The 15,171-nt window shown below is 30.9% G+C and carries 12 protein-coding genes; all 12 read left to right on the top strand.

Annotated features, from left to right (window positions below):
* The first annotated feature begins 4 nt into the window (after window positions 1-4).
* Window positions 5-709: an ABC transporter ATP-binding protein gene (locus AC1DVP_RS18270; protein WP_477184917.1), complete on the top strand. Its 705-nt coding sequence runs from the start codon at window positions 5-7 to the stop codon at window positions 707-709.
* A gap of 199 nt (window positions 710-908) precedes the next feature.
* Window positions 909-2,060 (top strand): hypothetical protein, encoded by a 1,152-nt coding sequence (locus AC1DVP_RS18265; protein ID WP_477184916.1) that lies wholly within the window; start codon window positions 909-911, stop codon window positions 2,058-2,060.
* A gap of 101 nt (window positions 2,061-2,161) precedes the next feature.
* Window positions 2,162-4,471, top strand: a complete 2,310-nt coding sequence (locus AC1DVP_RS18260) for a TonB-dependent receptor (protein WP_477184915.1) — start codon at window positions 2,162-2,164, stop codon at window positions 4,469-4,471.
* A gap of 3 nt (window positions 4,472-4,474) precedes the next feature.
* Complete coding sequence (locus AC1DVP_RS18255; protein ID WP_477184914.1) at window positions 4,475-5,269, top strand: DUF4249 domain-containing protein; 795 nt, start codon at window positions 4,475-4,477, stop codon at window positions 5,267-5,269.
* 452 nt (window positions 5,270-5,721) lie between these two features.
* Window positions 5,722-6,321 carry a TetR/AcrR family transcriptional regulator gene (locus tag AC1DVP_RS18250; RefSeq protein ID WP_477184913.1) on the top strand — a complete coding sequence of 200 codons (600 nt, stop codon included), beginning with the start codon at window positions 5,722-5,724 and terminating at the stop codon, window positions 6,319-6,321.
* Between the two features lie 112 nt (window positions 6,322-6,433).
* Complete coding sequence (locus AC1DVP_RS18245; protein ID WP_477184912.1) at window positions 6,434-7,774, top strand: TolC family protein; 1,341 nt, start codon at window positions 6,434-6,436, stop codon at window positions 7,772-7,774.
* Window positions 7,775-7,791: 17 nt separating this feature from the next.
* Window positions 7,792-8,856, top strand: coding sequence for an efflux RND transporter periplasmic adaptor subunit (locus AC1DVP_RS18240; RefSeq protein ID WP_477184911.1), 1,065 nt, complete (start codon window positions 7,792-7,794; stop codon window positions 8,854-8,856).
* A 7-nt stretch (window positions 8,857-8,863) separates the two neighbouring features.
* Window positions 8,864-11,998, top strand: a complete 3,135-nt coding sequence (locus AC1DVP_RS18235; RefSeq protein WP_477184910.1) for an efflux RND transporter permease subunit — start codon at window positions 8,864-8,866, stop codon at window positions 11,996-11,998.
* A 118-nt stretch (window positions 11,999-12,116) separates the two neighbouring features.
* A complete protein-coding gene (locus AC1DVP_RS18230; RefSeq protein WP_477184909.1) occupies window positions 12,117-12,734 on the top strand; it encodes a TetR/AcrR family transcriptional regulator in 618 nt (205 codons plus the stop codon).
* A gap of 117 nt (window positions 12,735-12,851) precedes the next feature.
* Window positions 12,852-13,685, top strand: a complete 834-nt coding sequence (locus AC1DVP_RS18225) for a phospholipase A (protein ID WP_477184908.1) — start codon at window positions 12,852-12,854, stop codon at window positions 13,683-13,685.
* Between the two features lie 140 nt (window positions 13,686-13,825).
* Window positions 13,826-14,671: an RteC domain-containing protein gene (locus AC1DVP_RS18220; RefSeq protein ID WP_477184907.1), complete on the top strand. Its 846-nt coding sequence runs from the start codon at window positions 13,826-13,828 to the stop codon at window positions 14,669-14,671.
* A 202-nt stretch (window positions 14,672-14,873) separates the two neighbouring features.
* Window positions 14,874-15,167 (top strand): helix-turn-helix domain-containing protein, encoded by a 294-nt coding sequence (locus AC1DVP_RS18215; protein ID WP_477184906.1) that lies wholly within the window; start codon window positions 14,874-14,876, stop codon window positions 15,165-15,167.
* The last annotated feature ends 4 nt before the right edge of the window (window positions 15,168-15,171 follow it).

Raw genomic sequence — 15,171 nt, 5'->3', positions numbered from 1 at the left:
GATTATGAAAAAGACAGAAATTATATTAAAAACAAATTCATTAAGTAAGCATTTCTATGAGCCTGTAAAATTCAAAGTACTGAATGATATAAACATAGAGGCTTACAAAGGTGAATTCTTGACTTTGGTTGGCAAAAGTGGTTCCGGAAAATCAACACTACTGTATTGTCTCAGCACAATGGACACTTCTTACGATGGGGAATTATATATCAACAACGAAAAAATAACAGGTAAAACCCAAAAGGAATTGGCAACATTACGTAACGTAAATATTGGATTTATTTTTCAGTTTCACTTCCTATTGCCAGAGTTTACCTGTCTAAAAAATGTTATGATTCCTGGATTAAAGTTGGGCAAATACTCTTATGAAGAAGTTGAAGCCAGAGCCTACCAAAAACTAGAAATATTAGGATTAAAAGAACAAGCCTTAAAACAGTCGTCAAAATTGAGTGGAGGGCAACAACAAAGGGTAGCTATTGCTAGAGCCTTAATTAATGACCCTGCGATAATAATGTGCGATGAACCAACAGGTAATTTGGATAGTAAAAATACACAAATCGTATTCGACATTTTCAAACAAATCACGGCAGAACACAATAAGACTATTATTGCCGTAACACACGATAATGATTTTGCTAAAGCAAGTGATAGAACAATTGAGTTAGCCGATGGAAGATTGATAGACCATAGCAAAAAATTTAGTCTATGAAAATTATATTAGGGAGAAAGACGCTGGATAAAATTTTAGAATTCATAATGATAAGTCTGTTTGTTTTGTTATTGAATTACTTTTTTTTCTATTGGCAAGAATCGTACTGGGATTATTATTACTACTATCTCTTCTTCAATGAATAAGTCTAAAAAAAATTTAAAATCAAACGGTTATAACAAATTCATCTAAAAGCAATATGTCCAATATAATATTAACTAACAAATCAAAACAAAGACTAATTATAATTTTTAGTTTACTGACAACCAACTTGATTTTTTCACAAAAAATATACAATTACAACAGCTCTGGAGCAAATTGTTATAGTGAGTATATCTTTAAAGAAAACGCAATAAACCCAAAAGGGGTAATTGTAGTAGATGTAAAAGGAGAAGATTTGAAAAATTATAGCCAAAGTAATTCATATATCGATTCAGGATTTTTTACAGATTATAATTTCTTATATATCAAATTAGTAAATAGAGAGGATGTATTATCATTAAGCTGTTATAATGTGGTTATTAATGCAGTATCCTATGTTCATAGAATTGAAGAGTCGGTTTTCTTTTTAATTTATGAATCAGGTCAAACAGAACATAAAACACCCTTTTTAATAAAAAACAATAGCTATCATTTTAATATTGTTGATAACAATCAGGACAATTTAAAAATACTAAAATCAGAATTGGACACTTTATTGATTAATCAAAATTATGCAAAGCCGAAGGCTTATACAAGTGAAGAAATACAAGCTACAAAAATGTCCAATTACAAACAAAATTTTGATGTAGGATTTTTTTGTTCACCATTTGTATTGTTTGGCCAAAAGTTAAATACCACTAGTGATGTAATGGCAACCTATGGGTTATCTTTTAAAAAATCTGTTGGAAATAAAACAGCTTTTATAATCAATTTAAGTATGGGAACTAAAAAGCCTGACAAAAATGCAATTATGGAGCAAGTACAATCAAATGAAAAAGGAACAATTTCTTCATACGCTTTATTTGGTGGAGAATTTATGTTTAGATACTTTAATAATCCTGACAAGCCATTACGCTTATTCAGCTCAGTTGGCTTCGGAATGTATTCAATGACTAATATTCGAATTAAGATCAAGTCTTCTGGTGTTTCTGCAAAAAGCAATGAAAACAGTTATTATACACCAGCTTTGGATATGGGTTTAGAGTACCGTCTTTCTCCTGTATTGAAAGTAAATAGTTCAATACCATTACGCTATTATATAAATCAATCTGACAATAGTGCAAATACATTTAGTATGGGATTAAATCTAGGTTTTACCGTCACACTAAATCCAAATACTATTGGCAAATCAGGTAAGAAAAGTAATTGAGTCTTTTATACAAAAAATGCAATTTAAAATTGTAATTCTCTATAATAAAATATTTTAATCCCAATAATTAACCCATCGAATTGAACTCTAAATGTAAAATTATGATTTTAAAAAACAATTTCATCCTTCCTTTATTATTAATGTTTTTCACCAATATGGTTTTTAGTCAGAATTTCACTTTAAGTGGAAAAACAATTGATAAAAGCAATGGGGAAACCTTATTAGGCTGTAATATAATACTTCAATCTAATCTAAAAAATTATTCCACAACCTCAAACGAGTATGGGTTTTACTCCATTACTGTTCCCAAAGGAAATTATACGATTAAAGTAGCGTATGTTGGTTTTACCAATACATCTATTGAGGTAGCAATAGATAAGAATATAAAATTAAACATAGAACTGACCAATGATAATCTGTTGCAGGAAGTAGTTGTAAAATTCCAAAAAAATGACAAAATTAGAAATACTGCTATCGGAGTAGATAAACTCAATATGAAAGACATCGAAAAACTTCCTGTACTTTTTGGGGAGAAAGACGTACTAAAAACCATTCAATTATTACCCGGAGTAAAGTCAAATGGAGAAGGTGGTACGGGGTTTTCTGTTCGTGGCGGTGGTTTCGATCAAAATTTAATTTTGTTAGATGAAGCACCAATCTATAATTCTTCTCATCTACTAGGATTTTTTAGCACTTTCAATAGCGATGCGCTTAAATCAACAACGCTTATAAAAGGAAATCCTCCAGCACAATACGGTGGAAGACTTTCTTCGGTTTTAGATGTGGTAATGAAAGATGGTAATAACCAGGAATTTGGTGTGAGCGGAGGAATAGGCCTCATCAGTAGCCGAATAAATGTAGAAGCACCTATACAAAAAGGAAAATCTTCATTCTTATTGTCAGCAAGAAGAACGTATGCTGATTTGTTCCTCAAGACAACAGAAGATTTTAAAGATAATCAGGTTTATTTCTATGATATGAATATGAAAGCCAATTATGAAATCAATGATAAAAACAAATTATTTTTATCCGGTTATTTTGGTAGAGATGAGTTAAGTATTGGTAGTAGTTTTGGAATTGATTGGGGGAATGCTACCGGAACTTTACGTTGGAATAGCATTATCAGCCCAAAAATGTTTGTAAACACTTCTCTTATTTATAGCAAATATTCATACAATGTAAATGTAGATTCCGGAAGCAATATCAATTTGAGTTCTGTAATTGAAGATTATAATTTAAAACAGGATTATCAATGGTTTCACAACACAAAGAACAAATTCAAATTTGGGTTCAATTCCATTTTCCACAACATTGACCCAACAAGAGTTACGGGAGAGGACATTAATCAAGACACTTCAACTAAAACAGTTAGAAAAAGTTTGGAAAATGCTATCTATTTTTCACACGAAAACAAATTTTTATCTTGGATGACCATTGAGTATGGTCTGCGTTATTCCAGCTTTAGTATTGTCGGCCCAGGCAAATACAATTTTTATGACGGCGATGTCGTAATGGGTTCAGTTACTCTGGAAAAAGAAAAAATTGGAAAAACATATTACAATATTGAGCCTCGATTTTCCAGTAATTTTACTTTGGATAATAACACAAGTATTAAAGCGGCTTATGCCCGAAATACTCAAAATTTACATTTATTAACCAATTCTACATCAGGAAGACCTTCAGACCAGTGGATTGGAAGTACTTATAATATTAAACCCGAAATAAGTGATCAAATTTCGATGGGCTACTTTAAGAATCTTCAAGATGGTCTATTTGAATTAAGTGTCGAAACCTACTATAAATGGATGCAGAATCAAGTAGATTATAAAAATGGAGCAAACATCAATACAGCACCAGATCTTGAAAGCGAACTCCTTTATGGACAAGGCAGAGCCTATGGATTGGAAATGCAATTAAAGAAAACCAGAGGTAAGTTTACAGGTTGGGTAAGTTATACTTTATCAAAAACCCAAAAACAAATCGACGGTATCAATGATGATCTGTGGTATAATGCCAGACAAGATAAAACTCACGATATATCGCTGGTTGGAACCTATGAACTCAACAAAAAATGGACATTTTCTGCCTTATTTGTTTACAATACCGGTAATGCCGTAACCTTTCCTAGTGGTAAATACAATATTAACGGAACAAACGTTTATTATTACAACGGCAGAAATAGAGACCGTATGCCCGATTACCACAGACTGGATTTGAGCGCTACGATGAATTTAACCCCAAGAGGGAAATATAAAAGTTCATTGAACTTTAGCCTTTATAATGCTTATGGCAGAGAAAATGCTTATTCAATAGATTTTGAAGATGACCCCAATGATGCTACAAAAACCAGAGCTGTTCAAACTGCTTTATTCAAATTTGTACCAAGTGTAACGTATAATTTTAATTTTTAGACTATGAAGAATATAACTTTAATCTCATTGCTACTAGTCCTTACTATTTTTACATCCTGTGAGAAAGAAATTGTTCTCGATTTAGAATCTTCTGAAAGCCAATATGTTATAGAAGGTATAATTTCGAATGACAGTAATATCCAAACGGTCAAAATTACAAAATCTGTTGATTTTTATGCGCCTAGTGACTATCCAGCTGTTTCAAATGCTATAGTTAAAGTGAGTGAAAATGGTAATGCTGCACTTACTTTTACTGAAACCAGTCCGGGCGTTTATCAGGCTACTAACTTTACTGGAACTTCGGGGAAAACATACTCACTATCAGTAACTATTCAGGGCGTTGAATATAAAGCTACTTCCACTATGCCAGAAGTAGTTCCGTTTACAGACATAACTTTTGAAGAAAATGCTTTCACACAACCAGGGGAAGAAAGCAGCTATGTAGTTATACCTGTATTTATGGATCCGGCAGCTACTCCAAATTTTTATCGTTTCAATCTTATAATCAATGAAGTTGCTGATAAAGGATTTTTTACTCAAAATGATGATTTAATCAATGGAGAAGTAAACAGTTTTGGTATAAGCAGTACAGATGAAGATAACGAAATTATTAAAGGTTCAAAAGTTACAATCGAGATGCTGGGTATTGATGAAAATGTTTACAACTACTTCTATGTTTTAGATCAAAATTCAAATGGACAAAACACACCTAATAATCCCAAAAGTAATATTAGCGGGAAAGCATTGGGCTATTTTTCGGCACAAAACAAACAGGTAAAAACAATAACTTTTCAGTAATAACAATGACATCCTGATTATTATCAAGATCTTGTGGTTCCTGATACCTTTATGACAAAATACATAGTATAATTTATCCAAACTATATATTTTGTCATATTAGTTGTTCTAACAGAAACTTCGATGGACCGAATAATAATGACTATCTATTTTTTAAGTTTATGTTCTGTCCACTTTAAACTCAATTTGTCCATTTCGGATATATTCTTATTTCATATTTCATCTTATTTCAACAATTTTGCTTCATAAAATTTATAATTTATGATAACGAAAAAAAATATTATTGCAATTAGTGCATTGTTCCTAATGTGTGTTCAGATAATTAATTCAAAGTTCTAATATGCTGATTGCCAAATAAAAAAAAGGAACGGTTCGAGATTTTAGTTAATTTTTATTAGAAAGTCTATATATTTACATTCGACAATTCCGTCGAACAATAAAATTAGACTGCAATGAATACAGATATGGAAGGGCATATATTAGAAGTAGCCAAAAAAGTTTTTTTAAAAAAAGGACTTGCAGGTACTCGATTACAAGAAATTGCTACCGAAGCTGGTATTGGCCGAACAGCATTACATTACTATTTTAGAAGTAAAGAAAAATTATTTCAAGTAGTTTGGACAAAAGCTTTTGAGCAAATAGCATTGCGTGCCAATCTTGTTTATGATTCAAATTCATCAATTATTGAAAAGATGAAGCAATTTACAAATGGATATTTTGAAAGCGCAATGCTTTATCCTGAATATGATTTATTTTTTCTGAATGAGTTCAATCAAAATCCAGATATAATGAAAGAAATATTTTCTTCAGGATTATCTCTCAATACTACAAATAATTTATTATTTGAAATTGAGAAAGCAATCGAAAACGGTGAGTTAAAAGGTGATGCAATGCAAATTTTTATGACATTACTCTCCATAAATATGTACCCTTTTGTTGCTAAGTCAATGTTTCAGGTTATGCTAAACATTGATGACAAGGAATTTATGAAATATATGGTGAGTAGAAAAAGTTTTGTATTTGAGTTTATAGAAAAGAATTTCCGCATTTAATAATAAAAAAAAAAACGAATCGTTTTTTTTGTCCCTAATTCGACAAAATAGTCGAACTATTTTGACAGACAATTAAGTTTAAATAAAATAACCATTAAATAAAAAAAGGAATATGAATATTAGAAATCAATTATCAATCATTTTAATATTTTTCAGTGTAATAGTTAATGTAAATGCTCAAAATATATTAACACTTGAAAAATGTATTGAAAAGGCATTAAATCAAAGCTTACAACTAAAGTCTGACAATTATGACTTAGAGAAAACAAAAGCAAGTATAGGTCAAGCGTACAGCACGCTATTGCCCTCAATTAACGGAAGTGCATCCTATCAATATTATTTTGATGTTTCAACTTCTGTTTTACCATCAGAATCTTTTGGCGGACAAGCTGGTTCGTATAGCGCTGTAAAATTTGGAGTCCCACAAACAAAATCTGCTGGCATCACTTTAAATCAAACCATTTTTAATGCCTCTTCTTTAATTGCATTAAAAGCGACAAAAGCCTATTTAGAGCTAAATCACTTGCAAATTCAAAACAGTAAAGAGGAATTAATTTATAACATAACAGCTACTTATTACAATATTCAAACTATCGAGAAACAAATTGATTTAAGCAATAAAAATTTAAATAATACTGAAAAATTATTGAAGTCAACACAAGATCAATATAAAGCAGGATTGGCAACACAGACAGATGTTGATAGGTTACTGGTGACTAGAGATAATAGTGCTGCGAGTATTGAGACCTCAAAAAATTCAAAAGAGAAATACTATAATCTTCTTAAACTTTTAATGAATGTTCCCTTAGATGATGCAATACAAGTAATTCCTTTCACGGATATAGAGTTAGATGCTATCGCATTACAACAAGCTTCATTTAATGCACAAAATAAAACCAATTATTTACAAATAATAGAAAATAAACACATAACTAATTTACAACGTAAAAACATAAGCTACGGTTATCTTCCTACACTTTCAATGACAGGCAATTTAGGCTATACGGGATATTATACTTCTGCTAATCCATTAAAAAACCTTAATGAAAAATGGTATCCATCCTCATACGTTGGGCTAAATTTAAGTGTTCCCATTTTTGATGGGTTTAGCAAAAAATTTCAAATAAAGCAGAAAGATTTTGAGCTTAAAAAATTAGATATACAGGCGGAACAAACCATTTTGCAAAACAACAAAGACGTTGCTGATGCTATGGCTGATTTAAAAAGCAATTTTATTACGTATGAAAATCAAAATAGAAATTTCGTCCTAGCACAAAAAGTGATGAAAGATATTGAAAGTCAATACCAGAATGGGTTGGTTAAAGTAAGTGATTACATTAATTCGAACACTGAACTTCAATCTGCTCAAAATAATTATTTGACTGCAATAATTAATATTAAACAAGCCGAATTAAATCTAAAAAAAGCGCAAGGAAAATTGATTAACAATTAAAAAGTCTAAACTAATTTATGGAAAATATGAAAAAAAATGCAAAAGCAATACTAATTGCTCTTACGGTAGCAGTAGCAATAACACTAACTGCATTCAAACTAAACTCAAATAGCAAAGAACAAAAAGCTAGAATTTATCAACCTAATTCAAACACTAAAGCGGTAATTCAAGCCGAGAAAGTAAAAGAAAGCGATTTTATTGAAACCGTACCATTTGTTGGTTCTTTTACGCCAAGTAGAACAGTCACTATTTCAACTGAAACTTCTGGAAAAGTAACAGCTGTCTATATTAAGGAAGGTTCTACTGTAAGTACGGGTACTATAATTGCTCGTTTGGATAATGGTGTATTACAAGCACAGTTAAGCTCTGCAAAGGCTAGTTTTAACCTTGCATCAAACACATTGAATAGATATGAAGCAGCACCTTCAGGAGTTACCCAATTACAAATTGAAAATGCTAAAGCTCAAAAATTAACTAGCCAAGCTCAAATTGATCAGTTAATTAAACAAATAAGTTTTTGTGTTATCAAAGCACCGTTCTCCGGAGTAATTTCTTCAAAAAATGTAGAATTAGGAGCTATTGTGTCCATAGGCACTCCTTTGGCTACATTAATAGATATAAACAGTTTAAAATTAGAAATAAATGTCCCTGAAAAGCATCTTTCCAAATTTAAAGAGAATATGAATTTAAAAGTCAAATCTGACGTCTATTCTGATGCAATTTTTAATGGGAAGGTTAGCTTTATTGGAAGTCAAGCTGACGAATCTCATAATTATAGTGTAAAAATTTTAGTTCCTAATAATAGTATAATGCCTTTGAAAGCGGGAATGTATGGTAATGTTACAGTTGATAATTCAATAACAAGCAAAGGGATAAGTATTCCAAGATCCGCAGTTACTGGAGATTCTTCAAATCCAAAAGTTTATGTCGTAGAAAATGGGATAGCTAATTTGAGAAATATCAAAGTTGGAGTCAGCAATGAAACTGCTGTTCAAGTAGTAAGTGGTCTTACTGAAGGGGAAACCATCGTAACCGGTGGAATAGTAAACTTAACAAATGGTTCTAAAGTAGAAATTAAATAAGTAAAATATGTCTTTAACAGAAATCGCGATAAAAAGACCTTCACTGATAATTGTAATATTTACAATTTTAATTGGAGGCGGGCTGTTTTCATATAGCCTTTTAAGCTATGAACTTTTGCCCGATATGAGTCAGCCAACTTTATCGGTAATGACAAGTTACCCGGGCGCATCTCCCTCAAATGTAGAACAAACAGTTTCTAAAAAAATTGAAGATGTTATCAGTGGGGTTGACGGTATAAAAAGTATTTCAACACAATCTCTGGAAAGTACCTCAATAATTACTGCGGAGTTTAATACAGATGTAGATATAAATGAAAAACAACAAGATGTACAACGCAAAATAAATAATATTATGAGCGACTTGCCATCTGAAGTAAAAACTCCCAGTATCACTAAAATATCTCCTAGTGACCAACCCATTATTCAGCTTAGTGTAACTTCAAATTTATCAAACTCAAAATTTTATGATATCATAAAAGATGAAATTAAGCCACAAATTCAACAAATCTCCGGAATTGGAGAAATCAATTTAATTGGTGGTCAAGAACGTGAAATTCAGGTAAATATCAATAAAAATAAATTAGACTATTATGGTTTATCAATATTAAGCATCACACAAGCAATAAATAATGCTAACGTTGAATTTCCAACTGGTAAAGTTAAATCTGAAGAAACTGGCCAAATGACAGTTAGATTAACAGGTAAATTCAATTCGGTAGAACAGTTAAATGATTTAACAATTGCATTACCAGCATCTGGAAGTCCTATTAAATTGGGCGAAGTTGCAACAGTAGCCGACATTACCAAAACTCCAGCTTCTATTTTTAGATATAATGGACAAAATGGAATTGGTTTACTGATAAAAAAACAGGGCGATGCAAATGCTGTTGCAATTAGTGAAGAGGTTAAAGAAAAAATAAAAATTTTAGAAAATAAATACGAAAAGGAAAATGTAAAATTTATTACTGCCGATGACACGGCAGATTATACCCTAGATGCTGCTGATGGAGTTATTCACGACTTACTTATTGCAGTTCTTTTAGTATCAGCAATTATGCTTTTGTTTTTACATAGCATCAGAGATTCTTTAATTGTATTAGTTGCAATTCCAACTTCGTTAATAGCAACTTTCATTGCTATGTATATGTTTGGATATACATTGAATTTAATGACTCTTTTAGCATTATCGTTGGTAATTGGTATTTTGGTCGATGATAGTATAGTGGTTTTAGAGAACATTCACCACCATCTATTAATGGGCAAAGACAAAAGAACAGCCGCTCTTGATGGTCGAAATGAAATTGGATTTTCAGCAATGGCAATTACGCTGGTTGATGTAGTGGTATTTACTCCATTGGCACTTTTAAATGGTATTATTGGTGATTTACTGCGTCAATATTCATTAACAATAGTCGTATCTACATTAATGAGCTTGTTTGTTTGTTATACATTAACCCCTTGGTTAGCATCCCGCTATGGCAAAATAACAATTTTAAATAAAGACAACTTTTTTCATAGATTTCTTATCTACTTTGAGAATGTTTTAACAGGTTTTACGAATTGGTATGCTAATTCTTTAAAATGGGTATTAACGCATAAAATTATTTTTTCTGTTTTCATACTATCTCTATTTGTAGCCACAGGAATGATATTAAAAATGGGAATTATTGGAAGTGAGTTTGTTGCTCAATCTGATAAAGGGCAATTTAGATTGGCTTTAGAATTTGATAAAAACACCACGGTTATCCAAAATAATATTAAAAGTAATGAAATAGAAAACTATTTGCGTCAACAAGCTGACATAACCACTGTATTTAGTAATGTAGCAGGAAGTAGTACTTCATCTATAGTTTCGGGTGTAGGTTCTGACTATAAAACAGAACTTACAGTAACATTAGTTGATAAGCTCCAAAGGGTTCAGCCTACAGAAAAACTTATGCTGAAATACGCTCAAACTATAGCTAAAAAATTTGGTGGCGTAAAAGTCAATCCAACAATGGTTAGTATGGTAAATGGTGGAGAACCGATTCAAATAGTTTTGAATGGCGAAAACACCGAACAATTGATGAAAGAAGCTAATGATTTAAAAAATAGAATTAGCACAATGCAAGGAGCTATAAATACAAAATTGAGTGTAGAGGAAGGAAATCCTGAAGCGGAAGTAAATATAGACCGAGAAAAAATGAGTCTCCTTGGATTGGATATTAATACTGTTGGGGCAACGCTTCAAAACGCTTATGCAGGCAATGATGACGCCAAATTTCGTGTAGGTACTTCGGAATATGATATTAACGTAAAGTTTGACGATTTTGATAAAAAGAGTGTCGAAGATGTCAAAAACATCACTTTGACAAATTCTTCTGGAAAAGCAATAAAACTATCACAATTTGCTGAAGTAACACAAGGAAGCGGACCAAGTGTCTTGGAACGTAAAGACAGAAGAACTGCAGTAACGGTAAAATGCGATGTGTTGGGAATCACTTCTGGAGATTTAGCAGAAAACATTAAAAAATCGCTTTCAGAAAAGCCATTGTCAAAAAATATCGATATTAAATGGAGTGGAGATGCTGAACGACAGGGAGACTCTTTTGGTTCTCTGGGACTGGCAATTCTTGTCGCTATTATTTTAATGTACTTAGTAATGGTCATACTATACGATAACTTTGTATATCCATTTGTGGTTCTGTTTTCAATTCCCGTTGCGTTTGTGGGTGTGTTTTTATTATTAGCACTAACTAAATCATCTTTGAGTATATTCACAATGTTAGGTATGATTATGCTTTTAGGTTTGGTTGCTAAAAATGCTATTCTTATAGTCGATTTTGCAAATCATAAGAAGACACTAGGCATATCCACTTGGACTGCACTTATTGAAGCTGGAAAGGGAAGGCTACGTCCAATTTTGATGACAACAATCGCAATGGTTATAGGGATGTTACCTATTGCCTTGTCCACTTCTTCAGGTTCCGAATGGAAAAATTCACTGGCTTGGGTAATCATTGGTGGACTTTCAACAAGTCTATGCTTAACCATTTTTATTGTTCCAATGGTATATTACTCTATTGATAGATTCAACTACAAATGGAGGTTAAAATTCCCCAAAAAAATAGAGAATACTAATTCAATTCAAATCAATCATTAATTTTTTTTAGGTCGAAAGCGAGGTATTATATTTTCCGAGCTTTTGACTTTTTAATGCTTGAAAACAGCAATTGCTTGTGGCACACTTTCCTGATAATCTAATATAAATCCAGCTAATAATGATTCCTAATCATACTATTGATAGCCTAATAATGAATAAGGCAAGTTCATTATTTACAAGCTATGGAATAAAATCTGTTTCAATGGATTCTATCGCTTTGAGTTGTAAAATTTCAAAAAAAACTATTTATAAACATTTCAAAACAAAAGAGTTGCTATTGCATAAAATTGTTTTGGCAACCTTCCTTGAGAACACCTTGGAATTTGAAAACTTAATTTATACAGAAACAATTTTTGAAAGTTTGGAACTCATTTTCAAAGCCGTTGAAAAAATTTATGTGGTAATTACTCCAATATTTATTGTTGAGACAAAAACTAATTTTAAGAATATTTACGATTTAATAACTCATCTTGAGTTAGTTAATTTAWAGAATAATTTACAAAAAATAATTCACAAAGGTCGTTCTCAAGATATTTTCAGCAATGTACTAGATGATAATTTTTCAATTGAAATATATTTTAATTTTTTACATAATCTAATAAATGAATCTAACTCATCCATCTATAGACACAATCAAATTAAGTGTGTTAACAATTATTTTCTATACAGTTTATTAAGCCCTAAAGGGTTACAAATTCAAACAGAATTTTTTAAAAATGAAATTGGCAACAAATAATTATGCATCCATAATTATTTCACAAAGCTGAACCTAAACCCTCTAAAATTGGAAAGAGTGGAATAAACAGCATAAATAAAAAACATCCGAAGTAATAAAAAAATAATTATAAAGAATATGACTTTTTTTAAAACAAAATTCCTAACCATAACACTTTTTGTTTGTATAATTTTTTATGCAAACGCACAAAATAATGACTCCATTAACAAATCAAAGGCTACCAAAATTTTATTAAGTCAGCCCAGTTTTAGTATGTACAAAGACAATTATTTCATAACAGGCACAGCATTTAAAGAAAACGCAACAATAAATAATTCAGATGCTAAATTTCAAATTAGTTTTAAATATAGAATAGACCAGAAACCTGTGTTTGATAATGTTTACGCTTATTTGACCTATACACAAAAGTCATTTTGGGATATTTATCAGGAATCAAGCCCTTTCGGTGATATCAATTTTAATCCGGGAATTGGATTAATTAAACCTTATATGAACAAAAAAGGAAGATTAGGATATTATTCCCTAATGTTGGAACACGAATCCAACGGAAAAGATAGTATTTATTCTCGAAGTTGGAATTTTATATCATTAAATTGGAGCGCCGAAATTAATTCAAGATTACTTATTGAAACAAAGGCAGTAATCCCGTTTAGTTATAAAACGGAAAATCCGGATTTACTTAAATATGTTGGATATGGAGACATCGGATTTACTTATGTTTTTCTCCCTCAAAAACTATATACTAAAATTATATTGAAGAAAGGAGCTTCGTGGGACTGGAAAGGTTCAATTGAAACACAATTGTTTTTCAAGCCAGTTCAATCTTCAAATTTTTATTTAATGCTACAAGGGTTTCACGGATATGGCGAAAATTTATTAGAGTACAATAAAGAAGTAAATATGTTGAGATTTGGTATTGTAATTAAACCCAATCTTATGAACTTCTTTTAAAAATCATCAAAAGAGTAGGCTTTTTTTTGTAACAACATAAATTCAGTTAATAAAATATTTTTAAATTTTTATGTTAGAATAAATATACTTTAGATTGAAAATCAAAATATTAAAATCGAAAAAATCTTCAAAATAAGATAGTGAATCAAAAAATAAACCTACTTCTTTCTGACCTTAACGAACAACTTAATTTCATAAATCTTGAAATTGATGATAATTTAGTAAAATGTGAAAAAGCAATTGAAATTATTTTAAAATCAGTTCAAAAACTCAAAAATATCTTCATAAAAGAGAACATTAAAAGCGAAGAAAAAGAAATAGATTTTTTCAAAAATGTAAAGCCAAAATTTACTTCAAAACTCATATACTACAACATCATTTACAAAATGGAGGCTCAAATGCCCTATGGTGGCGAACGTATTTTAAAGAAATACCTCAATAATGAATTGGATAAAATAAGAAGGTATTTTTATAACAACCACGATTTCAATAAATACCATCGTACTGGCGCTACATATCTTGATACAAAATATTTTATCCGTGGCAAAATTGATATTAAATTGGCAGTTGATAGTTTTTATTTTGAAGCCGATCATAGTTTCACTACTTCACACGATTTTAAATTAGCCAAAATTTTGGCACACGATTTAGTTCAAGTCTATATCGAAGACCGATTGCGAGCTATTGATTACAAAACGCTCAAAGAAAAATCTCAAAACACAAACAATACAAAATTGATTTGGACGGGTTCAAAAGTGGCATTAATCGAATTATTATATGCCCTACAAACTCAAAAAGTCATCAATAATGGTTCGTCAGAAATAAAAGAAATAGCTGAATATTTCGAAAAAATATTCAATATTGATTTAGGAGAATATTACAGAACATTTTTAGAATTGAAAACAAGAAAAGGGGTACGTACAAAATTCTTAAATTCATTGGCAGAAAGTTTGATTAAAAGAATTGATGAGGCTGATGAAAAATAAAAACACCCAAGTTCATTTTTAAAAATCTAGTAATTTGAGAGTGAAAAAATTTGTTTTTCTTGATATACTTTTAAAATTATCTAATAAAAACAAGGGCTAACGCTGATTTAAAAAAATAAAACACCCAACTTGGGTACAACTTGGGGAATAAAACCAATCAAAACATACAATTTTGTACCATAACAATCTAAAACCTCACGTTATGGCAATCGAAGTTATTACTCGCGAAGATTTGAACGAATTCCGTACACTTCTTCTTTCCGATCTAAACGCAATGTTTAATTCAAAACCTCAACAGCAAAAACAATGGCTCAAATCTTCCGAAGTCAGAAAGTTGTTAAACATTTCTCCAGGTACTTTACAAAACCTTCGAGTGAACGGAACAATCACTTATACTAAAATCGGTGGCATTCTATATTATGCCAGTAGCGATTTAGACAAAGTTTTAGAAACTAACAAAGTCGAAGCCACCCCCAATTTATTCAATCGCAAATAATTTC

The organism is Flavobacterium sp. P3_A6, assembly GCF_056403035.1.
The sequence above is the reverse complement of the archived record's forward strand: the minus strand, read 5'-3'. Positions and strand labels throughout refer to the sequence as shown.